Source organism: Aeromonas sp. 25-248, from assembly GCF_053005425.1.
Window position 1 is genome coordinate 25018 of sequence record NZ_JBRKTB010000007.1, and the last position, 21647, is coordinate 46664.

A 21647-nucleotide genomic window follows, 5' to 3' on the forward strand; every position below is an offset into this window, starting at 1 on the left:
CGCCGTTTTTTCATCTGCAAAAAGTGGATCATGTGGCTTGAGCTTACCCTTACAGTAAAGGTTAGGGTTTGCCAGTCGGCGTTTTGTGGTGCCGACGGGTTCCGGGGAGGAACAACATGAGCACTCATCTTCAATCACCCATTCATCTGCAGTTGCCCCTCACGGGCATGAGCTGCGCCAACTGCGCCGGCCGCATCACGACCGCCCTCAACAAGCTCGACGGGGTATCGGCCACCGTCAACTTCGCGCTGGAGCAGGCGGCCATCGAGCTGACCAGCCCCGACCGTCTGCCGGCGGTACTGGAGAGCATCAAGGCGCAGGGTTATGACTACGGCAGTGAGACCATATTGTTTCAAATCACCGGCATGACCTGTGCCGGTTGCTCGGCCCGCCTGAACAAGATGCTGGCGGCGCTGCCCGGCGTCATCTCCGCCGACGTCAACTTCTCCATCGAGCAGGCTCGTATCGTGCTGGTACCCGGGATGCAGACGCCAGCGGCCCTGCGCGAGCAGATCGAGGCCCTCGGCTTTGGCGCCCAACTGGCACAGGGCTCGGCCAGCGGCCGCCGCCAGCAGTTGCTGGAGCGGGAAGCGCAGGAGGCCGCCAGCGCCCGTCAGGCGCAAACCCGGGTCATCGTCTCGGCTTTGCTGACGTTGCCGCTGCTGGTGGGGATGCTGGCCATGGCCGGGTTGTTCCCCTGGCATCTGCCCGCCTGGCTGGAGCTGCTGCTCGCCACCCCGGTGCAGTTCTGGATCGGGGCCCGCTTCTATCGCGGCGCCTGGCTCGCCATCAAGAACCGCTCCGCCAATATGGATGTGCTGGTGGCCACCGGCACCAGTGCGGCCTACTTCTACAGCCTCTATCTGCTGCTTAATCTGGGGATGGCCGCCAGTGGCCAGCTCTATTTCGAGGCGAGCGCCATCATCATTACCCTGATTTCGTTGGGAAAACTGCTGGAAGCGCGAGCCAGACGCAGCACCCAGTCCGCCATTCGCGAGTTGATGGCGCTGCGGCCGGAAACCGCCACCGTCTGGCGCGGCGAGCGCTGGCAGAGCGTGGCCATCGACGAGGTGCTGCGCGGCGATCGGCTGCGGGTGCTGGTGGGGGAACGGGTGCCGGTGGATGGCAGAATCGTGAGCGGCGAGAGCGAGCTGGACGAGTCGATCCTCACCGGCGAGAGCCTGCCGGTGCCGCGCGGTGAGGGCGACAAGGTGCTGGGCGGTGCCATCAACCGCTCCGGCGTGCTGGAAATTGAAGCCACTACGGTGGGGGAGGATTCCAGCCTCAGCAAGATCATCGCCCTGGTGGAGAGTGCCCAGATGGGCAAGGCGCCGCTGCAACAGCTGGTGGACAAGGTCTCTGCCGTGTTCGTGCCGGTGGTGATGGCCATTGCCCTGTTCACCCTGCTGGTGTGGTACGCCATCACCAGCGACTTCGGTCAGGCGCTGCTGGCGGCGGTGGCCGTGCTGGTGATCGCCTGTCCCTGTGCGCTGGGGCTGGCGACGCCGGCGGCCATCGTCACCGGTACCGGGGTGGCGGCGCGCCATGGCATTCTGATAAAAGACGTGGATACCCTGCAGAAGGCCCACGCCATCAAGGCGCTTATCTTCGACAAGACAGGTACGCTCACTCAGGGCAGGCCCGTGCTGGCGAGCTGGAGCGGCACAGCCGAGCAGCTGCGTCTTGCCGCCGCCCTGCAGCAGGCGAGCGAACACCCGCTGGCGCTGGCCATGCGCGAGGCGGTCGGCAAGGAGACTACGCTGCCCCAGCCGGAGGCGGTGGAGGTGCGGGTCGGTGCCGGTATTGTCGGTCAGGTCGCCGGTCATACGGTCGCCATCGGCAATGGCTCTTTGCTGGCTCAGCTCGGCATTGAGGTACCCGCGCAGGATAAACAGCCTGCCGACGGCGCGACCCGGGTCTGGGTGGCCATCGACGGCGTGGTAGCTGGCATTGCGGCCCTGGCCGATACCCTGCGCCCCGAGAGTCCGGATGCCATCGCCACCCTGCGCCAGCGCGGCATCGCCAGCTGGCTGGTGAGCGGTGATGCGCCGGCGCCGGTGGCCCATATCGCCGCCAAGCTGGGGTTGGACGGGGCCTTTGACTCCGTGCTGCCAGCCGGCAAGGTGGAAAAAGTCGAGGCGCTGCGGGCGCAAACCAGCGGGCTGGTGGCCATGGTGGGGGACGGGGTGAACGACGCTCCTGCGCTGGCGGCGGCGGATGTGGGGATCGCCATGGGCTCCGGCTCCGACGTGGCGATGGAGACCGCCTCCATCACCCTCATGCGGTCTGATCCGCGGCTGGTGGCCGATGCCATCGACATCTCGGCGGCCACCTGGCGCACCATCCAGCAGAACCTGTTCTGGGCCTTCGTGTTCAACATCATCGGCATTCCGCTGGCGGCACTGGGTTACCTCAGCCCCGAGCTGGCGGGGGCGGCCATGGCCTTGAGCAGTATCACCGTCTTGAGCAATTCCCTGTTATTGAAGCGCTGGCAGCCCCGGGCGGGCAGACTGCGTGCATCTGAATCCCAAAGGAGTCATTCATGAACATCAGCAAGGTCGCCAAGGCCACCGGCCTGACCGCCAAGACCATCCGCTACTACGAGAGCATCGGCCTCATCTCGTCGCCAGTCCGCAGCGACAACGGGTATCGCAGTTATACGGATGCCTCCCTGCGGGAGCTGCGCTTCGTCAAGCGGGCGCGGGAGACCGGCTTCAATCTGGAGGAGTGTCAGGAGCTGCTGGCGCTCTATCGGGACGAGCACAGAACCAGTGCCCAGGTGAAGAAGCTGGCCCAGGAGAAAATCGTCGATCTGCGCTCCCGCATCGCCGGTTTGCAAGCCATGCTCAGCGCCCTCGAGGAGGTGGTGAGCTGCTGTCACGGAGATGCGAATCCCCAGTGCCCCATCCTCGACGAGCTGGAGAAAGGGTGAGGGAGGGCTGCGCCATTCGACCCTGCAGAAAAGGGTCTGTCGGGGCCTGTGCGGGAGAGGACGCGCTGAGTGGCAGCTTAATAGCGGTCGATTGATTGTTGAGCAGGAAAGGGGAGTGTTAAACTGTGCGGCTCTTGTACAGGGAGTACCCAGTTGACACAGAGTGTGAAATATCAGGTGCGGCGGGCCATCATGGTCCAGCTCTATACCCATGCCTCCTTCAGCCTGCCTTGCCTGGGGCTGCTGGCGATCAGCTGGAGCCTGCTGTTCCACGATTACCTGCCGGCCAGCGAGTCGCTGGGCTGGCTCGGTCTGGTCCTGCTGCTGTTGCTGGGGCGCTGGTGGCATTTGCGCTGGCGCCAGCCCAGGCTAGCGGAGCTTCCGCTGCCGGTGCTCGAGCGCGAACTCTTTGTCGGGGTGACCATCACCTCCATCGTCTGGGCACTGGGCGTGCTGCTCTATATGGACAAGCTGCCCGACACCTATCGTGCCGCCATGATGATGCTCTCCAGCCTGATCCTGACCGGCAGCGCCATCATGCTGTTCGGCAGCCGTCGTACCCTCTATGGGGCCGTGCTGCCCCTCGGGTTTGCCATGTTGTTCGAGCTCAGTGGCGGCAACACCCAGGAGCGTATCGTCTCCTGCATGCTGGCGGGGTATCTGTTCGTCTTTCTGCCGACCCTGCTGCGGCGCCTGCGGCGGGATCAGGTGGCCTCTCTCTACCACAGTTTTTCCAATGCGGATCTGGTGGCCGAGCTGAAGGCGGTCTCCGAGCACCTCAAGCTCACGTCCCGCCTCGACGGTCTGACCGGCATCGCCAACCGGGCCCATCTCGACGACTCCCTGGCGCGCGCCTGGCGTCGCTGCCACCGTGCCAGGGCGCCTCTTTCTCTGGTGCTGGTGGATGTGGACTACTTCAAGCAGTTCAATGATCACTATGGTCACCAGGTGGGGGACCAGTGCCTGCAACAGGTGGCGAGCCTGCTGGCCGAAGTGCTGCGGCGGGAAGACGATCTCGCTGCCCGTTACGGCGGAGAGGAGTTCGCCCTGCTGCTGCCCTGCACCACCTTGCAGGGGGCCATGCAGATCGCCGAGCAGGTGCGTACCTCGTTGCGAGCTCTCGGCATTCCCCACCACAAATCCCGGGTCTCGGGGCGGGTCAGTTGCAGCTTCGGGGTGGCGACCCTGGTGCCGGATCAGCATCACTCCATTGCCGAGCTTATCCAGAAAGCGGATGCGGCGCTCTATCAGGCCAAGCATAATGGCCGGGATCGTATCGAAGTAGCCTTGATGGGTAAGGTTGCCTGAGTTTCACAAGACAGATTAAAGAGGTCGTCTATGCAATGTCATCGTATCGAAGAGCTGCTGGAACTGCTGCAGCCTGCCTGGATCAAGGAGCAGGATCTCAGCCTGGTGCAGTTTGTTGCCAAACTGGCCGAGGAGGCGGGATTTGACGGTCCCCTGTCCGCACTGACCGACGACATGCTGATCTACCACCTCAAGATGCGGGAATCCGACAAGAAGGCGATGATCCCGGGGCTGGCCAAGGATCACGTGCCCGACTTCAAGGAGGCCCTGCTCAAGGCCCGCGGCATCAAGTAATCCGGCCGTCACATCGCCATCAGAGAAAGGTTTCAAGAGAATCTGTGAAAAGGCGCATAGTCAACTGGCTATGGGCCTTTTTTGTTGCCTGAAATTGCGACGGGACTCGAACTATAGATACATTTAACCCACACAATTAGCAGGTTGTTTAAGATATAATCGCTTTCATAACAATATGAGTGGAGCGATGTGTTGCAATGGCCGACAAGGACAAGATCGACATCAAGGATGTGACCGGTGACGTCACCGGGACCTTCAATCCCAACACCTTCAAGGCGGGAGATGACAGGTTCAACCCCGGCAACCGCATCTATGTCCGCTCCCAGACCGGCTACTGGCAGCGGGTGCGCAAGGCCATGGGCTGGTTCTTCGTCGCGCTCTTTGTCCTCCTGCCCTGGCTGCGTTATGACGGCCGTCAGGCGGTGCTGTTCGATCTGGAGCACCAGCAGTTCCACATCTTCGGTGCCACCATCTGGCCGCAGGATCTCACCCTGCTGGCCTGGGTCTTCATGATCGCGGCCTTCGCCCTCTTCTTCGTGACCACCTTCCTGGGCCGGGTCTGGTGCGGCTATCTCTGTCCCCAGACGGTGTGGACCTTCCTGTTCATCTGGTTCGAGGAGAAGCTGGAAGGGGCCGCCAACAAGCGTCGTAAGCTGGATGCGGCGCCCTGGAGCGGTGAGAAGCTGGCCCGGAAGGGCGCCAAGCACCTGGCCTGGATCATGCTGTCGCTGGGCACGGGGCTGACCTTCGTCGCCTACTTCCAGGATGTCTTCCACCTGGTGCCCGATTTCTTCACCCTGCAGGCGGGAGGCTGGGTCATCTTCTGGGTGCTGTTCTTTGCCGCCTGCACCTATGGCAACGCCGGCTGGATGCGCGCCATCATGTGTATCCACATGTGCCCCTATGCCCGCTTCCAGTCCGCCATGTTCGACAAGGACACCTACATCGTCGGCTATGACAGCCAGCGTGGCGAGACTCGCGGCGCCCGTGGTCGCAAGGCCGATCCCAAGGCCCTGGGGCTGGGGGACTGCATCGACTGCGACCTCTGCGTGCAGGTCTGCCCGACCGGCATCGACATCCGTGACGGCCTGCAGTACGAGTGCATCAACTGCGGCGCCTGTGTCGACGCCTGTGATCAGACCATGGAGCGGATGGGGTATCCGAAGGGGCTCATCAGTTACACCACCGAGCACAAGCTGGCCCACAGTGAAACCCAGGTGGCGCGGCCCAAGCTGATTGGCTATGGCCTGGTGATGGTCGTCATGCTGGGGGTCTTCGTCTATAACGCCATGTCCATCATGCCCATGGGGCTCGATATCCTGCGGGATCGCAACCAGCTGTTCCGGGAAAACAGTGAAGGGCTCATCGAGAACACCTATACCCTGAAGATCCTCAACAAGACCCTGAACTCCCAGACCTACCGGCTGGACGTGGAAGGGCTGCCGGAGTACCAGTGGTTCGGTCCTCGCGAGGTGACCCTGAAGGCGGGCGAGATCTATACCCTGCCGGTGAGTCTGGCGGTGGATCCCTTCAACCTGAAGCGCCCCACTCTGGACGTCCAGTTCGTGCTCAAGCGGGAAGGCGCGGCGCCGGACGACAGCAAGGGGACCTTGCGCCAACCGAGCAAGTTTATCAGCAGGTTGTGACGGCAAAGCGCACCGCCATGCACGGCAACGGCAGACAGTGGTGATAGAATGGGGCGCAACAGCGCCCCTTTTCTATGGTGGATGACATGCGTTTCAACTATTCCGACCTCAATCCCGATCTCATCATGGATGCCATCGATCTCAGCGGCTTGCGCATCGACTCCGGCCTTATCGAGCTCAACAGTTACGAGAACCGCGTCTATCAGTTCCAGGATGAGGATCGCCGTCGCTACGTGGTGAAGTTCTACCGCCCCGGTCGCTGGAGCCGGGCCCAGATCCTGGAAGAGCACGCGTTTGCCGCTCGCCTCTGTGAAGCTGAGATCCCGGTCGCCGCTCCCATTGCCTTTGCCGGCGAGACCCTGCTGGAGCATCAGGGCTACCCGTTTGCCATCTGGCAGAGCGTCGGGGGGCGTCAGTTCGAGGTGGACAACCTGGACCAGCTGGAGTGGGTGGGGCGTTACCTCGGTCGCATTCACAGCGTCGGTGCCAGCCATGCCTTTCATCACCGGGTTCCGCTGGATGTGGAGAGCATGCTGCACGAGCCGCGTCAGTTGCTGGCGGCAGGCGAGTGGTTGCCGAGCGGGCTGGCCAAGTCCTTCTTCGGGGTGCTGGACGAGCTGATCCGGCACGTATGCGACGCCATGACCCTGGACGTGGCGCGCATCTCCCTGCATGGGGACTGCCACCCGGGCAACATCCTGTGGCGTGACGGCCCCCTGTTTGTCGACCTCGACGATTGCCGCACCGGCCCCGCCATCCAGGATCTCTGGATGATGCTGAACGGGGAGCGTCATGAGCAGCAGATCCAGCTCGATACCCTGCTGGCGGGGTATGAGGAGTTCATGGAGTTCGACCCGCGGGAGCTGGCGCTCATCGAGCCGCTGCGTGCCATGCGCATCGTCCACTACATGGCCTGGCTGGCAAGACGCTGGGAAGATCCCGCCTTCCCCCGCCACTTCTCCTGGTTCAACACCGAACACTACTGGCGCCAGCAGATTGCGACCCTGCATGATCAGCTCGAGGCATTGAAGGCCCCGCCGCTCAGCCTGATGCCGCAGTGGTAGGGGCGTGAACCCGGCAGATCGCCACGCCACGGGGCGTCCGCTGGTGGTGTCGCCCGCACCATTGCCACAGCGGCAAGGTGCCCGTGGGAGGCGGGATGGCGGTCCCGCCTGTCTGCCTTTGCCATTGACGGCACGAGGGTGAGGCAATAGGCTTGGACTGCTTCGGTTCGCCGGGCGTGCCTCACAGTGATCCCTTAACAGGAAACGTCATGAAAAAAGTACTATTTTTCCTCGCTGCCATGCTGATGATCCCCATGGTTCACGCCGCCCCGCAATTCAAGGAAGGTGTCAACTATGACGTGGTCAGCCAGACCGGCAGCGCCCAGCCGGAAGTGATGGAGTTCTTCTCCTATTTCTGCCCGCACTGTGCCAAGTTCGAGCCGATTGCCGAGGATCTGAAGAAGAGCCTGCCGGAAGGCGTGCCGATGAAGAAGAACCCGGTGGCCTTCCTGGGCCGTGAAATGGGTCCCGAGATGCAGCGTGCCTACGCCGTCGCCAATCTGCTGAACGTGGAAGGCAAGCTGACCCCGGCCATCTTCGACAAGATCCACACCCAGCGCCAGATCCCCCAGAGCCGCGCCGACGTGAAGCAGGTCTTCGTGGACAATGGCGTGCCGGCCGAGGAGTTCGACGGTGCCGTCGACAGCTTCGCCGTCTCCGGCATGGTCTCCCAGTTCGATCGCAACACCGAGAGCTACAATGTGCGCGGTGTGCCGGCCTTCCTGGTCAACGGCAAATACATGGTGAAGATTGAATCCATCACTTCCCAGGAGCAGTTCAACCAGCTGGTGAAATTCCTGCTGGCCAAGAAGGACTGATCATTCCTGAGTCGATACAAAAGCCCGCCGGTGCAAACCGGCGGGCTTTTTGTTTGGCATCTCGCGGGCCTGACTCAGACCCCGACGTGGAAGGCCTGCTTGAGGTTGCGAATGAAGTCCGCATCCCGGCAGAGGGTCTTGCCCGGGCTGTCGGAAATCTTGGCGACCGGGCCGCCGTTGCACTCCATCAGCTTGAACACGATGTTCATCGGGCTGACGCCGGGCAGATCGCAGGTGAGCTTGGTGCCGATGCCGAAGCTGGTGTTGATGCGGCCGCGGAAGTGGCGCAGCAGCTCGACGGCCTTGTCGAGGTTGAGCCCGTCGGAGAAGACCAACGTCTTCTCGGCAGGGTCGATGCCGAGCCGCTGATAGTGGCTGATGGCCTTCTCGCCCCATACCACGGGATCGCCGGAGTCGTGGCGCAGCCCCTGGTAGCGGCTCGCCAGCTCGAAGTCGAAGTCACGCAGGAAAGCATCCATGGTGATGCAGTCGGTGAGCGCGATACCGAGGTGGTTGGTGAATTCGTCCAGCCAGCTAGTGAGGGCGGCGCGCTGGCTGAGCTCCAGCGGGAAGCCGAGCTGCTGGTGGGCCTGGAACCACTCGTGGGCTTGGGTGCCCACCGCGGGCAACCGGTACTTCTGGGCCAGCAGGTAGTTGCTGGTGCCGCGAAACGCCGGCAGCCGCTCCTTGAGGCGACCCACCACGGCGTCTTGTACCGCGAGGGAGAAGCGGCGACGGGTGCCGAAGTCGATGAGGTTGAACTCGCTCATCTCCTCCCGGCTCAGCTCCCGCTCCAGCTTGTCGATCTTCTGATCGAGCCGCTCCAGTGCCTGGCTGACACCGAACTGGGGATAACGGAAGCGGTTACGCATCTCGCTGATGATGGCGAGCACCGGGATCTCCCACAGGATCACGTCCTGCCAGGGGCCTTCGACCCGCACATTGATGCGGCCATCCTGTTCGAACACCTTGAGCAGGGAGGCGTCCAGCGGCTTGCGGCGCAGGTGGTCCAGGTAGTCGGGCGTGAAGAAGGGGCGTTCGGCCAGAAAGTCGAGTTCGGACCGGGTCAGGCGCAGGGAGCCAGCGAGGCGCAGTTGTTCCTCGATCTGGCCCATCATGGGCAGCAGGTCTTCTTCGTTGCGGCTGTGGAACTCGGCGACGACGTCGGCATCCGGATAGCGATGGAACACCGCCTGCTGCATGTGCAGCTTGTAGGCATCGGTGTCGAGCAGGCTGTGGAGGATGGGAGGCATATCAGGCTCCTGTGATGAGTGCTGCGCGGGCAACGCACTCTGGCTGCATCTGTGACGGGTGGGCGCCGGTGTCGGGTGGGCAGTGGAAAATGGAAGGCATGTCAGGCATCCAGCAGGCGTTGAATGTCGGCCAAGGTCTGGGCCAGCTCGGCGCCGGCCTCGATCATCCGGGTGCGGGCCTGGTCGATTGTCTCGGGGGCGATGCCGCGGCAGGCGTCGAGGTGGACGATGACCCGGAAACCGGCGTGACGCAGTTGCAGCACGCTGGTTTTGACGCAGTAGTCGGTGGCGAGGCCGCCGACCAGCACGGTAGTGACGCCGCGGGCGTGCAGAAACTCGATAAGCCCGGTGCTGCGCCGCTCTGCCAGGTCGTGATAGCAGGCACCATAGGGATGCAGGTCCGGCTCGACCCCCTTCCAGACGAAGAAGTCGTAGTCGATGGGGGCGGGCAGGCCGTCGAGCAGCTCGAACCCAGGTGTGCCGGGCACGCAGTGGGCCGGCCAGGTGAGATCGGCATTCGCCAGTGCAAGGGGTTGCAACATGGCACCGGGTTCGGTCACCACCCAGGGGGCGTTCGCAGGGTGGGCATCCTTGCTGCCGACTCGCAGGGTGGCGAGGGCAGCCTGGGCATTGAGCGCCGCCACTATGGTATCCCCGCCAGCGACGGGCAGCTCGTTCGGGCAGAGGGGGGTGAATCCCTTCTGCGCATCAATATCCAGGCTGGCGATGATTCCCATGGATGGCTCCTTCACATAATATTCTTGTGATATTATCTACCAAACATTATTAGAAGGCGAGCAGGTCGACCAGGATGCCGAGAATGAGTCTGGATATGGTGGTGCTGCGGTTGCGCGAGGAGCGGCTCGAGCTGCTTCTCGAGACCCGGGATCGCCCCCCCTTTGCCCACTGCTGGCAGTTGCCGGCCCTGCGCATCGACGAGACCCGGGATCGGGATCTGGACGCGGCTCGCCATCGCCTGCTGGCAGAGTGGGGGCTGGAGCACTGCTACAGCGAACAGGTCTGTACCCTCGGCAACCTGGAGCGGGATCCCCGCGGCTGGTCCACCACCCTGGTCTATCTCTGTCTGGCGGATCCCGATGGGGGGGCGGTGCGCGGTCGCTGGCATCCTCTGGACGATCTGCCCGGCCTGCAACTCGCCTTCGATCACGGCAAGCTGGTCGCCATGGGGCTGGAGCGGCTGCGCATCAAGAGCCGTTACAGCACCCTGCCGCTGCATCTGCTGGGGGCAGAATTCACCCTCTCCGAGGTGCAACGGGCGTTCGAGATCGTCCTGCAGACCCCCATGAACACGGCCGCATTTCGCAAGCGGCTCCACCGTGCCGACATCCTAGTGGATACAGGGCGCAAGCGCACCGGCAAGCAACGTCCCGCCATCCTCTATCGGCTAGAGACCCCCTGTTGCGTCATGTTCGATCAGGTGATGCACGGTGCGGAAGCATAAGCCGATGTCTGCGAAAGCCGGATTGTCGCCCCATAGCGGGTCTGGTGCACTGGCACCTCACACAGGAAGTGACAGCATGGGAGAGACGGGAATGCACAAGGTGCTGGTGAGCGCCTGTCTGCTGGGGCAGCCAGTGCGTTACGACGGCCAGAGCAAGGGGATTGTCAGCGACTGGCTGCAGGCGCTGGGAGCCGAGGGGCGGGCGCTGGCCTTCTGCCCCGAGGTGGCGGGTGGCCTGCCGACGCCACGCCCCCCTGCCGAGCGCCAGGGGGAGCGGGTGGTCACCGAAAGCGGGCTGGATGTGACGGCCGAGTTCGATCGGGGCGCCGCCCTTGCGCTGGCCCTCTGTCAGCAGCAGGACATTCGCTTCGCCCTTCTGAAGGAGGGGAGCCCCTCCTGCGGCAGCGGTCGCATCTACAATGGCCGCTTCGAAGGGGTTTCACTGGCGGGAGAGGGCAAGACCACGGCTTTGCTGCGCCGCCATGGCATCGCGGTGTTCAGCGAGGATCAGCTGCCCGAGCTGGCCTCGGCGCTCGCCTTGGCTGCCTGCGGATCGGTCTGAGCCGCCGCATCGGCCGCCTTCCACTGCGCCAGCACGTCGTCTTTTTCCTTCCAGCGTGCGTTCAGCCACTCCTGGAAACCGCGTTTGAACTGCTTGTCGTTGAAGTAATCCCCCACCAGTTGCTCGTCCACCGGCAGCTCCTCGATCCGCACCCGGATGCGCTTCATCTTCCCCATCAGGAAATCCTTGAAGGGGGTGTCGGGGTTGTCCGGGTAGCTGATGGTGACGTTGATCAGGCTGTCGAACTGATCGCCCATGGCTGCCAGGGTGAAGGCGAGTCCTGCCGCCTTGGGGGGCATGAGATGGCGATAGCGGGAGCGGGCGGCCTCGCGCTTCTGATCGGTGAAGCGGGTCCCCTCCACGAAGTTGATGACGGTGGTGGGAATGTGGCGAAACTTCTCGCAGGCGTTGCGGGTGGTCTCGATATCCTTGCCCCGCAGATGTGGATTTCTTAACAGAAACTCTCTCGAATAGCGGCGCATAAAGGGCATGTCCAGCCCCCAGCACGCGAGCCCCAGCAGCGGTATGTAAATGAGCTCGTGCTTCATGAAGAACTTGGGCACCGGTAGCCGATTGCGAAACAGGTGGCCGAGCACCACGATATCGGTCCAGCTCATGTGGTTGCTGATGATGAGATACCAGCCATCCTTGCGCAGCCGGGTATTGTCCTCAATCTGCCAGTCGATGCGGGTAGTGAGGCGGATCACCAGGGCGTTGCAACCGAGCCACAGGCCCATGAAGCGGTTGTTGAGCCGGCTGCAGGCGCGACCAAAGGCCGGCACGGGCAGCAGCAGTTTGGCCAGTGACACCAGCAGGATCAGGCTGGCGCACAGGGCGGTAAACAGTATGGTCAGGCCGGCGCTGATGAACAGCACCAGGGGGCCCGGGAGCAGGTTTGGCATGAGTGTCTTACTGCGTCTTGTCCGCCAGCAGCTTATCCAGGGTCTGGTCCTTCTCGTGCCAGATCCCGTTCAACCACTGTTGAAACTCTTGTTGGAACTCGGGGTCATTGAAGTAATCCCCCACCAGATTGCGTTCGATCGGCAGAAAGCGGACCCGAACCTTGATCTCCTTGACCCGACCGCACATGAAGTCCCAGTAGCTGGGGACGCCGCCGGGATAGGCGATGGTCACATCCACCAGCTTGTGCAGTTGATCCCCCATGGCCGCCAGGGTGAAGGCGATGCCCCCTGCTCTCGGGTGCAGCAGATGACGATAGGGTGCCCCTTGCCTGTCGTGCTTGCCGACGGTGAAGCGGGTCCCTTCCACGAAGTTCATCACACTCACCGGCATATGGCGGAAACGGGCACACGCCTTGCGCGTGGTTTCTATGTCTTTTCCCCTCAGATGCGGGTGCTTTTCCAGAAATTTTCTGGAATAACGCCGCATGAATGGGAAATCCAGCGCCCACCAGGCCAGACCGAGAAAAGGTACCCAAATCAGTTCTTTCTTGAGGAAAAACTTCAGGAAGGGGATTTTTTGATTAAAAATCCGCTGCAATACCAGTATGTCGACCCAGGATTGGTGGTTGGCAATCACCATATACCACTCATTCCGGCGCCCTTTGTCCACTCCGACCACATCGAAAGGGGTGTTGATGATGGTTTTCTGGATCAGATTGTTAAAACCTATCCAGTGGGTGGCGCAGCCGTCCAGGAGTGTGTTGCAGAGACGTCGCGCCCCCTTGAAGGGCAGCAGCAGCTTGATGAGGCCAAGCAGCAGGACGGGGACAAACCAGAACAGGGTGTTGATGAAATAGAGCAGGGTCGAGAGGCTGCCGCGCAGTCGCTCTATCAGCTTGTTGGGCATGGTGGAATCCGTCTTCGTATCGGTGGATGGCAACCAAGTGGTCAGATCTGTTGCCATAATATCAGCCGGCCCACGACTAGACCATGGTGGCGCCCTTTCCGAGTCGGGTGGTGGCTGCTGTCGTTCCCCCGCTCACTGGCCCCCGCGCAGCCGCGACAACAGCCTATCCATGGCACGATAGCCCAGGGCTTCGATCAGATGCGCTCTCTCGATGGTGGCGTGCCCCGCCAGATCGGCGATGGTGCGCGATACCCGCAGGATGCGGTGCCAGGCCCGGATGCTGAGCCCCAGCTTCTGGATGGCACCTTCCAGAAACTCGGCATCCTGTGGCGATAATCTGCAAACATCTTCGATTTCACGACTATCCAGCAGGTTATTGAGTTTTCCGCTGCGACTCAGCATGCGCTCTCGCGCCCCCAGCACCCGTTCGCGTATCTGCTGGCTCGATTCCCCCCGCTCCGCCTTGCCGGTCAGGCTCCCCCTGGGCAAGAGCGGGACCTCTACCGTCAGATCGAACCGGTCGAGAAAGGGGCCGGAGAGCTTGCCCAGATAGCGCAGGATCTGATCCGGGCTGGAGCGGGTCTGGCCGTCGCCATAATGGCCGCAGGGGCTGGGATTCATGGCACCCACCAGCTGGAAGCGGGCGGGAAAATCCACCTGGCGGGCGGCACGACTGATGGTGATGTGCCCGGTCTCCAGCGGCTCGCGAAGGGAGTCGAGCACCTTGCGCTCGAACTCCGGCAGTTCATCCAGAAACAGGACCCCGTTGTGGGCGAGGGAAATTTCGCCAGGCCTGGGATGGGTACCCCCGCCCACCAGCGCCACTGCCGAGGCGCTGTGATGGGGCGTACGATACGGCCTGTGGTGCCAGTGGCCGGCGCGGGGGGTGAGGCCGCCGATGGAGTGGATGGCGGCGGTCTGCTGCGCCTCCTGTTCGCTCAGCGGTGGCAGAATGCCGGGCAGACGGCTGGCCAACATGCTCTTGCCGGTGCCGGGGGGGCCGATGAACAGCAGGTTGTGGCTGCCAGCTGCGGCGATCTCCAGCGCCCGCTTCGCCTGGGACTGACCGATCACATCCTGCAGATCCGGCACGTCGGGCAGGGTCTCCGCGCTCTGGGGTTCCGGCAGCGGCAGTTCGTACTGGCCCGCCAGCCAGGCGGTGACCGCCAGCAGCTGGTGGGCGGTGCGCACCTCGGCATCCTGTATGAGGGAAGCCTCCGGACCGTTCTCCCGTGGGACCAGCAGGGTGCGCCCTGCGTCGCGGCAGGCGAGCACCGAGGGGAGCACCCCAAGCACGGGGCGGATCTCGCCCGTCAGGGCCAATTCCCCTAAAAATTCGTGATCGAGCAGGTATTTTGCGGGTATCTGCTTGGATGCGGCGAGAATTCCGATGGCGATTGCCAGGTCGAAGCGGCCCCCCTCTTTGGGCAGATCCGCAGGGGCCAGGTTGACCGTGATGTGCTTGGCCGGAAATTCGAAATTGCCGTTGAGCAGGGCGCTGCGCACCCGATCCCGCGACTCTTTCACCGAGGTTTCCGGCAACCCCACCATGTTGAAGGCGGGCAGGCCGTTGGAGAGGTGCACCTCCACCGTGACTTGCGGCGCCGCTATCCCCAGGCTGGCACGGCTATAAACAACAGCTAATGACATAAATACCGTCCTTGGTTTGATGTATATGCTGGTTAACCGTTTTTTATTAGTTTTTTGTTCCAGTCGTCAGGTTTCAGAGCAGTCAAAATCAGAGTCTTGTCAGGTAAAAAGTGCTTGCCCAATAAAAATCACCGTGCTAGTTCTAATAGCCATTCGCGGCAAGCTCCGCTCCCATTTCACAGGATTTCCGGTTGTAACTATGAACATGGCCTCCCGTTTCGTCAGCATTATTGTGGTCCTAGTGGTGATTATTATCTCACCGCTCGGGGCTCGTTTGGCTGCACGGAACAAGGGATAGACCCACCACCGGACAGAACGAAACAAGCGACCCCCGAGCCTCACGGCCCGGGGGTTTTTTTTCGACCAAAGGACAGGATTTTCCACATGAACGGCGCGCAGTTTTTGGTACAGGCTCTCAAGAAACAGGGTGTGACCCAGGTGTTTGGTTACCCGGGCGGGGCCATCATGCCGGTCTACGACGCCCTGTATGACGGTGGCCTGGCCCATCAGCTCTGCCGCCACGAGCAGGGGGCCGCCATGGCCGCGGTGGGTTATGCCCGCGCTTCCGGTCAGGTGGGGGTCTGCATCGCCACCTCTGGCCCCGGCGCCACCAATCTGGTCACCGGCCTCGCGGAGGCACTGCTCGACTCTGTACCGCTGGTGGCCATCAGCGGCCAGGTGCCCTGCGCCGCCGTCGGTACCGATGCCTTTCAGGAAGTGGACGTGCTCGGCATGTCCCTTTCCTGCACCAAGCACTCCTTCATGGTGACGGACCCGGCGGATCTGGGACGGGTGATTGCCGAAGCCTTCGCCATTGCCAGCGAAGGGCGCCCCGGCCCCGTGCTGATCGATCTGCCCAAGGATGTGCAGCTGGCCGCGGTGCCGGCCCAGAGCCCGCTGTTTGCGGTGGAGGATCCCGAGCCCCTCAACCCGGCCGAGCTGATGGTCGCCCGTACCCTGCTGGCCGCTGCCGAGCGTCCGGTGCTCTACGTCGGTGGCGGGGTGGGCATGGCCAATGCCGAGCAGCAGCTGCGCGACTTTGCCGCCGCGACCGGCATGCCGGCGGTCACCACCCTCAAGGGGATAGGTGCACTCGACCCCGACAGCCCCGTCTACCTCGGCATGCTCGGCATGCACGGCACCAAGGCCGCCAACCTGGCGGTGCAGCAGTGCGACCTGCTGGTGGTGGTGGGCGCTCGTTTCGATGATCGGGTGACCGGCAAGCTGGAGGAGTTTGCCCCCGAGGCGAAGGTGATCCATCTGGACGTGGACGCCGCCGAGTTTGGCAAGCGCCGCGCCGCCGAGGTGGGCATCACCACGGATCTCAAGCGGGTGCTGCCGGCCCTGGCCATGACCCTGGCCATCGAGCCCTGGCGCGAGCACTGCACCACCATGGCCCGCGAGTACGCCTTCCGTTACGACCATCCGGGTCAGGCCATCTACGCCCCGGCCCTGCTCAAAGAGCTTTCAAGCCGGCTGCCGGAGACCAGCGTGGTCGCCTGCGACGTGGGTCAGCACCAGATGTGGGTGGCCCAGCACATGCGCTTCACCAGCCCGCGCAACCACCTGTCCAGTGCCGGTCTCGGCACCATGGGCTTCGGCCTGCCCGCCGCCATCGGCGCCAAGATGTCGCGCCCCGATGACGAGGTGGTGCTGGTGAGCGGTGACGGCTCCTTCATGATGAACGTGCAGGAGCTCGGCACCATCCGCCGGGCCCAGCTCAAGGTGAAGATGGTGCTGCTGGACAACCAGCGCCTCGGCATGGTGCGCCAATGGCAGGAGCTGTTCTTCGACGGTCGCTACAGCGAGACCAATCTGTCCGACAACCCCGATTTCGTCGCCCTGGCTGCCGCCTTCGGCATCCCCGGCGAGACCATCACATGCAAGGAAGAGATAGGTCCGGCACTGGATCGCCTGCTGGCGAGCGAGAGTGCCTATCTGCTGCATGTGGCTATTTCAGAGGAAGAAAATGTCTGGCCCCTGGTGCCGCCAGGAGTCGCCAACCACAAGATGATGGAGCAACGCCCATGAACCAGCTCAATACCAGCACCCTGGAAATCCATGCCCAACCCAGACCCGAAGTGATGGAACGGGTGCTGCGGGTGGTCCGTCACCGCGGTTTCAATCTCTGCGCCCTCAACATGGAGCAGGATTGCCAACAGCTGCGGATCACGGTTACTGTCGAATCGGTACGTCCCATCCAGCAGTTGTGGAGCCAGCTGGTGAAGCTGGTGGATGTCTCCCGGGTCGATGCACTGGAACAGCAACCCCGGATCAGAGCTTAAGGAGCCAAGCCGATGTCACAGCCTTCCCAATCCGCCGCACACCCCCAATACATCTGGTTCAACGGCAAGCTGGTCCCCTGGCAGGATGCCCAGGTGCATGTCATGAGCCATGCCCTGCACTACGGATCCTCGGTGTTCGAGGGGGTGCGGGCCTATGACACTCCCAAGGGGACCTGCATCTTCCGCCTGCAGGAGCACACCCGCCGCCTGTTCGACTCCGCCAAGATCTACTGGATGGACGTCCCCTACAGCGAGTCCGAAGTGAATGAAGCCTGCCGCACCGTGGTGCGCGAGAACGGCCTGAAAAGCGGCTACCTGCGCCCGCTGGCCTTTGTCGGCAACGTGGGGCTGGGGCTGCATCCGCCGCTGGATGCCAAGGCCGACCTCATGGTCGCGGCCCTGCCCTGGGGCGCCTACCTCGGAGAAGAGGGGCTGAAAAACGGGGTGGATGTGTGCGTCACCTCCTGGAACCGGCTCGCTCCCAACACCATCCCGACCGGTGCCAAGGCGGGGGGCAACTATCTCTCTTCCCAGCTCATCAGCCGCGAGGCCAAGCGCAACGGCTTCGCCGAGGGGCTGGCGCTGGATGTGAACGGCTATCTGAGCGAAGGGGCGGGGGAGAACCTGTTTCTGGTGAAGAACGGCGTGCTGTTCACCCCGCCCGCCACCGCCGCCATCCTGCCCGGCATCACCCGCGACACCATCATGACGCTGGCGCGCGACTTGGGTTACGAGGTACGCGAGCAGGCGCTGCCCCGTGAAGCGCTGTACGTCGCAGACGAAATCTTCATGACCGGCACCGCCGCCGAGGTGACCCCGGTGCGCTCGGTGGATCGGATGAAGGTGGGCGCCGGTTGCCGTGGCCCGGTGACCGAGCAGTTGCAGAACGCCTTCTTCGGCCTGTTCAACGGCAAGACCGAAGACAAGTGGGGCTGGCTGACGCCGGTCAACGACTGATGATAGCGGGGAGGCGTCACGCCTCCCCGAGTCGCTTCCGGTGAAGGCTCCCCGAGGTGCCTTCACCAGGATCGATTCCCGATCCGCGAATCACACATTCATGTTGAAAGACAATGCGCCCCAGGGGCATTCAGGGAGTAGAGACAATGCCGAAGTTGAGATCCGCCACCACCACCCACGGACGTAACATGGCCGGGGCCCGCGCCCTCTGGCGTGCCACCGGCATGACCGATCAGGATTTCGGCAAGCCCATCATCGCCGTGGTCAACTCTTTCACCCAGTTCGTGCCGGGCCACGTCCACCTCAAGGATCTGGGCCAGCTGGTCGCCCGCGAAATCGAGGCGGCTGGCGGGGTCGCGAAGGAGTTCAACACCATCGCCGTGGATGACGGCATCGCCATGGGCCACGGTGGCATGCTCTATTCCCTGCCGTCCCGCGAACTCATCGCCGACTCGGTGGAGTACATGGTCAACGCCCACTGCGCCGACGCCATGGTCTGCATCTCCAACTGCGACAAGATCACCCCGGGGATGCTGATGGCTGCCCTGCGCATCAATATCCCGGTCATTTTTGTCTCCGGCGGCCCCATGGAAGCGGGCAAGACCAAGCTCTCCGACCAGATCATCAAGTTGGATCTGGTGGACGCCATGATCCAGGGTGCCGACCCCAAGGTCTCCGATGCACAGAGCGATCAGATCGAGCGCAGCGCCTGCCCCACCTGCGGCTCCTGCTCCGGCATGTTCACCGCCAACTCCATGAACTGCCTGACCGAGGCACTGGGTCTCTCCCAGCCGGGCAACGGCTCCCTGCTGGCAACCCACAGCGACCGCGAGCAGCTGTTCAAGCTGGCGGGCCAGCGTATCGTCACTCTGGCCAAGCGCTGGTATGAGCAGGACGATGCCTCGGCACTGCCGCGCAACATCGCCACCAAGGCGGCGTTCGAGAACGCCATGGCGCTCGACATCGCCATGGGCGGCTCCACCAACACCGTGCTGCACCTGCTGGCGGCAGCCCAGGAGGCGGGTGTCGACTTCACCATGGCCGACATCGACCGCATGTCCCGCAAGGTGCCCCAGCTCTGCAAGGTGGCGCCCTCCACCCAGAAGTACCACATGGAAGACGTGCACCGCGCCGGCGGCGTGGTCGCTATCCTGGGTCAGCTGGAAAAAGCGGGCCTGGTGCACGGGGATACCCGCAATGTGCTGGGCACCTCCTTGGTGGAGCTGCTGGCCGAATATGACGTCAGCCGCAGCCATGACAAGGGGGTTCACGACTTCTACCGTGCAGGCCCTGCCGGCATCCGTACCACCAAGGCGTTCAGTCAGGATTGCCGCTGGCCCGAGCTGGATCTGGACCGCGCCGAGGGGTGCATCCGCTCCTTCGATCACGCCTACAGCCAGGAAGGTGGCCTGGCGGTCCTCGCTGGCAACCTCGCCCTCAACGGGGCCATCGTCAAGACCGCCGGGGTGGACGAGGAGAACCTCACCTTCCGCGGCCCGGCCCGGGTATTCGAGAGCCAGGAGAGCGCGGTGAGCGGCATTCTGGACGGCACGGTGAAAGCCGGTGAAGTGGTGGTGATCCGCTACGAGGGCCCGAAAGGGGGCCCCGGCATGCAGGAGATGCTCTATCCCACCACCTATCTTAAGTCCATGGGACTCGGCAAGGCATGCGCCCTCATCACCGACGGTCGCTTCTCCGGCGGTACCTCGGGTCTCTCCATCGGTCATGTCTCCCCGGAGGCGGCCTCTGGCGGCACTATCGGTCTGGTAGAGGATGGCGACATCATCAACATCGACATCCCGGCCCGCAGCATGGTGCTGGAGGTGGCCGACAGCGTGCTGGCCACCCGTCGCGCCGCCGTCTCTGCCCGTGGCTGGAAGCCGGTCGATCGTCAGCGCGAGGTCTCCTTTGCCCTGCGCGCCTACGCCATGTTCGCCACCAGCGCCGACAAGGGCGCGGTGCGCGATCGCACCCTGCTGGGGGAGTGAGAGAATGAACTGTCATGATATGGGCGCATTGCGCGCCCTTCGCCACGAGACGGGGGTATAAACCATGGTCTCTGCGGCGGATTATCTACGAAAGGTGCTGCTCTCCCCCGTCTACGAGGCGGCGCGGGTCACCCCCTTGCAAACCCTGAAGAAACTCTCCGAGCGGCTCGGCAATCACGTCAGCCTGAAGCGGGAGGATCTGCAACCGGTTCACTCCTTCAAGCTGCGCGGCGCCTACCACAAGATCGCCACCCTGACCCAGGAGCAGAAAGAACGCGGCGTCATCGCCGCCTCTGCCGGCAACCACGCCCAGGGGGTCGCCCTGTCGGCCGCCAAGCTCGGCATCAAGGCGATCATCGTGATGCCCAAGACCACGCCGGACATCAAGATCGACGCGGTGCGCCGTCAGGGCGGCAACGTCATGCTGTTTGGCAACAGCTTCGATGAGGCCTACGGCGAGAGCCGCCGCCTCGCCGAGTTGGAGGGCTACACCCTGATCCCGCCGTTTGACGACGTCGAGGTGATCGCCGGGCAGGGCACCATCGGCAAGGAGCTGCTGGAGCAGGATACCCACCTCACCCACGTCTTCGTGCCGGTGGGCGGCGGCGGCCTGGCCGCCGGGGTGGCGGTCTACATCAAGCAGCTGCTGCCGGATGTGAAGGTGATCGGGGTGGAGGCGGAGGGGTCCGCCTGCCTCAAGGCGGCGCTGGCGGCCGGCGAGCCGGTCAATCTGGAGCGGGTCTCCCTGTTTGCGGACGGGGTGGCGGTCAAGCGCATCGGTGAGGAGACCTTCCGGCTGTGCAACCAGTATCTGGACGAGGTGGTGACCGTCTCCAATGACCAGATCTGCGCCGCGCTCAAAGACATCTTCGACGACTGCCGCGCCATCGCCGAGCCGTCAGGGGCCTTGTCCCTGGCGGGCCTCAAGGCCTACAGCGAGCGAGAGCAGGTGAAAGGGGGGCGGATGGCGGCCATTTTGTCCGGCGCCAACGTCAACTTCCACAGCCTGCGCTACGTGTCGGAGCGCTGCGAGATCGGCGAGAAGCGCGAGGGCATGCTGGCGGTGACCATCCCCGAGCGCAAGGGGGCCTTCCTCGACTTCTGCCGTCAGCTGGGGCCGCGCATGGTGACCGAGTTCAACTATCGCTATGCGGACGCGGAGCAGGCGTCACTGTTCGTTTCGGTGCGTCTCACCGGCGGTGACGAGGAGCTGGGCCAGATCATCGATCAGCTCGGCGGCAACGGCTATCCGGTGGTCAACATGACCGAGAGCGAGCTGGCCAAGAACCACGTGCGTTACATGATTGGCGGCCGCCCGGCCCGGCCCCTCGGTGAACGCCTCTACAGCTTCAAGTTTCCGGAGCAGCCGGGGGCCCTGATGCGCTTCCTGGAGACCCTGGGCTGTCGCTGGAACATCAGCCTGTTCCACTACCGCAACCACGGCGCCGACTATGGACGGGTGCTCTGTGCCTTCGAGCTGCCGGACGAGGACGTGGCCGCTTTCCACGACTACCTGCACGAGATTGGCTACGGCTGGAAAGAGGTGAGCGAGGATCCCGCCTACCGCCTGTTCCTGGCGAGCCAGGGCAGTCAGTGAGCGGGGAGCCATCCCCTTGCCA

The 21647-nt window shown here is 63.4% G+C and carries 19 protein-coding genes; 14 read left to right on the plus strand and 5 right to left on the minus strand.

All coding sequences use genetic code 11. The features are described 5' to 3' along the window. Nucleotides 1-116: 116 nt before the first annotated feature. From ACVDHI_RS11805 to ACVDHI_RS11835, 7 genes are all read left to right on the plus strand, one after another. Nucleotides 117-2546, plus strand: a complete 2430-nt coding sequence (locus tag ACVDHI_RS11805) for a heavy metal translocating P-type ATPase (protein ID WP_447212115.1) — start codon at nt 117-119, stop codon at nt 2544-2546. After that, on the plus strand, nt 2543-2932 hold the full coding sequence (cueR, locus tag ACVDHI_RS11810; RefSeq protein WP_010676100.1) for a Cu(I)-responsive transcriptional regulator: 390 nt from the start codon (nt 2543-2545) through the stop codon (nt 2930-2932). The genes ACVDHI_RS11805 and cueR overlap by 4 nt, the downstream gene beginning before the upstream one ends. A gap of 153 nt (nt 2933-3085) precedes the next feature. Beyond that, nucleotides 3086-4240 (plus strand): GGDEF domain-containing protein, encoded by a 1155-nt coding sequence (locus ACVDHI_RS11815; RefSeq protein ID WP_039039690.1) that lies wholly within the window; start codon nt 3086-3088, stop codon nt 4238-4240. A gap of 30 nt (nt 4241-4270) precedes the next feature. Further along, nucleotides 4271-4534 carry a YihD family protein gene (locus ACVDHI_RS11820; protein WP_201927158.1) on the plus strand — a complete coding sequence of 88 codons (264 nt, stop codon included), beginning with the start codon at nt 4271-4273 and terminating at the stop codon, nt 4532-4534. 197 nt (nt 4535-4731) lie between these two features. Beyond that, entirely contained in the window at nt 4732-6180 is a 1449-nt protein-coding gene (gene ccoG, locus ACVDHI_RS11825) for a cytochrome c oxidase accessory protein CcoG (RefSeq protein WP_323907238.1), read from the plus strand. A 74-nt stretch (nt 6181-6254) separates the two neighbouring features. Next, nucleotides 6255-7244, plus strand: coding sequence for a serine/threonine protein kinase (locus ACVDHI_RS11830; protein ID WP_039039688.1), 990 nt, complete (start codon nt 6255-6257; stop codon nt 7242-7244). A gap of 209 nt (nt 7245-7453) precedes the next feature. Next, nucleotides 7454-8062 carry a thiol:disulfide interchange protein DsbA/DsbL gene (locus ACVDHI_RS11835; RefSeq protein ID WP_010676095.1) on the plus strand — a complete coding sequence of 203 codons (609 nt, stop codon included), beginning with the start codon at nt 7454-7456 and terminating at the stop codon, nt 8060-8062. A gap of 74 nt (nt 8063-8136) precedes the next feature. Here the strand turns inward: ACVDHI_RS11835 and pncB are convergent, their stop codons facing one another. Both pncB and ACVDHI_RS11845 read right to left on the minus strand, forming a co-directional pair. Next, nucleotides 8137-9315 carry a nicotinate phosphoribosyltransferase gene (pncB, locus tag ACVDHI_RS11840; RefSeq protein ID WP_010676094.1) on the minus strand — a complete coding sequence of 393 codons (1179 nt, stop codon included), beginning with the start codon at nt 9313-9315 and terminating at the stop codon, nt 8137-8139. Nucleotides 9316-9416: 101 nt separating this feature from the next. After that, on the minus strand, nt 9417-10052 hold the full coding sequence (locus ACVDHI_RS11845) for a nicotinamidase (RefSeq protein WP_323891929.1): 636 nt from the start codon (nt 10050-10052) through the stop codon (nt 9417-9419). A gap of 74 nt (nt 10053-10126) precedes the next feature. Between ACVDHI_RS11845 and ACVDHI_RS11850 the strand changes: the two genes are divergently transcribed. Together ACVDHI_RS11850 and ACVDHI_RS11855 are read left to right on the plus strand one after the other, a co-directional pair. Beyond that, nucleotides 10127-10777 carry an NUDIX hydrolase gene (locus ACVDHI_RS11850; protein ID WP_029314880.1) on the plus strand — a complete coding sequence of 217 codons (651 nt, stop codon included), beginning with the start codon at nt 10127-10129 and terminating at the stop codon, nt 10775-10777. Nucleotides 10778-10853: 76 nt separating this feature from the next. Continuing rightward, entirely contained in the window at nt 10854-11339 is a 486-nt protein-coding gene (locus ACVDHI_RS11855; protein WP_029314879.1) for a DUF523 domain-containing protein, read from the plus strand. Here ACVDHI_RS11855 and ACVDHI_RS11860 read toward each other — a convergent pair. The 3 genes from ACVDHI_RS11860 to ACVDHI_RS11870 all read right to left on the minus strand — a co-directional run bounded on the left by ACVDHI_RS11860 (nt 11285) and on the right by ACVDHI_RS11870 (nt 14798). Beyond that, nucleotides 11285-12241, minus strand: a complete 957-nt coding sequence (locus ACVDHI_RS11860) for an acyltransferase (RefSeq protein WP_202043281.1) — start codon at nt 12239-12241, stop codon at nt 11285-11287. The two genes, ACVDHI_RS11855 and ACVDHI_RS11860, sit on opposite strands and share 55 nt — an antisense overlap. A 7-nt stretch (nt 12242-12248) precedes the next feature. Beyond that, entirely contained in the window at nt 12249-13148 is a 900-nt protein-coding gene (locus ACVDHI_RS11865) for an acyltransferase (RefSeq protein ID WP_039039683.1), read from the minus strand. Nucleotides 13149-13280: 132 nt separating this feature from the next. Beyond that, the gene (locus ACVDHI_RS11870) at nt 13281-14798 is read right to left on the minus strand and encodes a YifB family Mg chelatase-like AAA ATPase (protein WP_052815775.1); all 1518 of its coding nucleotides are present in this window, start codon (nt 14796-14798) and stop codon (nt 13281-13283) included. 384 nt (nt 14799-15182) lie between these two features. On the opposite strand from ACVDHI_RS11870, the gene ilvG reads away from it, so the two are divergent. The 5 genes from ilvG (at nt 15183) to ilvA (ending at nt 21625) form a co-directional block, all read left to right on the plus strand. Then, complete coding sequence (ilvG, locus tag ACVDHI_RS11875; RefSeq protein WP_447212116.1) at nt 15183-16829, plus strand: acetolactate synthase 2 catalytic subunit; 1647 nt, start codon at nt 15183-15185, stop codon at nt 16827-16829. Continuing rightward, nucleotides 16826-17083, plus strand: coding sequence for an acetolactate synthase 2 small subunit (gene ilvM / locus ACVDHI_RS11880; RefSeq protein ID WP_010676086.1), 258 nt, complete (start codon nt 16826-16828; stop codon nt 17081-17083). Before ilvG ends, ilvM begins: the two co-directional genes overlap by 4 nt. A gap of 12 nt (nt 17084-17095) precedes the next feature. Next, nucleotides 17096-18040, plus strand: coding sequence for a branched-chain amino acid transaminase (locus ACVDHI_RS11885; protein ID WP_039039680.1), 945 nt, complete (start codon nt 17096-17098; stop codon nt 18038-18040). Nucleotides 18041-18186: 146 nt separating this feature from the next. Then, on the plus strand, nt 18187-20028 hold the full coding sequence (gene ilvD / locus ACVDHI_RS11890; protein ID WP_041214229.1) for a dihydroxy-acid dehydratase: 1842 nt from the start codon (nt 18187-18189) through the stop codon (nt 20026-20028). A 64-nt stretch (nt 20029-20092) separates the two neighbouring features. Further along, the gene (gene ilvA, locus ACVDHI_RS11895; RefSeq protein ID WP_041211987.1) at nt 20093-21625 is read left to right on the plus strand and encodes a threonine ammonia-lyase, biosynthetic; all 1533 of its coding nucleotides are present in this window, start codon (nt 20093-20095) and stop codon (nt 21623-21625) included. The last annotated feature ends 22 nt before the right edge of the window (nt 21626-21647 follow it).

Bases quoted from the DNA above. Each gene is read 5' to 3' on its own strand.
- ACVDHI_RS11805 (WP_447212115.1), top strand. From the start codon at position 117: ATGAGCACTCATCTTCAATCACCCATTCATCTGCAGTTGCCCCTCACG.
- cueR (WP_010676100.1), top strand. From the start codon at position 2,543: ATGAACATCAGCAAGGTCGCCAAGGCCACCGGCCTGACCGCCAAGACC.
- ACVDHI_RS11820 (WP_201927158.1), top strand. From the start codon at position 4,271: ATGCAATGTCATCGTATCGAAGAGCTGCTGGAACTGCTGCAGCCTGCC.
- ccoG (WP_323907238.1), top strand. From the start codon at position 4,732: ATGGCCGACAAGGACAAGATCGACATCAAGGATGTGACCGGTGACGTC.
- ACVDHI_RS11830 (WP_039039688.1), top strand. From the start codon at position 6,255: ATGGTGGATGACATGCGTTTCAACTATTCCGACCTCAATCCCGATCTC.
- ACVDHI_RS11835 (WP_010676095.1), top strand. From the start codon at position 7,454: ATGAAAAAAGTACTATTTTTCCTCGCTGCCATGCTGATGATCCCCATG.
- pncB (WP_010676094.1), bottom strand. From the start codon at position 9,315: ATGCCTCCCATCCTCCACAGCCTGCTCGACACCGATGCCTACAAGCTG.
- ACVDHI_RS11845 (WP_323891929.1), bottom strand. From the start codon at position 10,052: ATGGGAATCATCGCCAGCCTGGATATTGATGCGCAGAAGGGATTCACC.
- ACVDHI_RS11850 (WP_029314880.1), top strand. From the start codon at position 10,127: ATGCCGAGAATGAGTCTGGATATGGTGGTGCTGCGGTTGCGCGAGGAG.
- ACVDHI_RS11855 (WP_029314879.1), top strand. From the start codon at position 10,854: ATGGGAGAGACGGGAATGCACAAGGTGCTGGTGAGCGCCTGTCTGCTG.
- ACVDHI_RS11860 (WP_202043281.1), bottom strand. From the start codon at position 12,241: ATGCCAAACCTGCTCCCGGGCCCCCTGGTGCTGTTCATCAGCGCCGGC.
- ACVDHI_RS11865 (WP_039039683.1), bottom strand. From the start codon at position 13,148: ATGCCCAACAAGCTGATAGAGCGACTGCGCGGCAGCCTCTCGACCCTG.
- ACVDHI_RS11870 (WP_052815775.1), bottom strand. From the start codon at position 14,798: ATGTCATTAGCTGTTGTTTATAGCCGTGCCAGCCTGGGGATAGCGGCG.
- ilvG (WP_447212116.1), top strand. From the start codon at position 15,183: ATGAACGGCGCGCAGTTTTTGGTACAGGCTCTCAAGAAACAGGGTGTG.
- ilvM (WP_010676086.1), top strand. From the start codon at position 16,826: ATGAACCAGCTCAATACCAGCACCCTGGAAATCCATGCCCAACCCAGA.
- ACVDHI_RS11885 (WP_039039680.1), top strand. From the start codon at position 17,096: ATGTCACAGCCTTCCCAATCCGCCGCACACCCCCAATACATCTGGTTC.
- ilvD (WP_041214229.1), top strand. From the start codon at position 18,187: ATGCCGAAGTTGAGATCCGCCACCACCACCCACGGACGTAACATGGCC.
- ilvA (WP_041211987.1), top strand. From the start codon at position 20,093: ATGGTCTCTGCGGCGGATTATCTACGAAAGGTGCTGCTCTCCCCCGTC.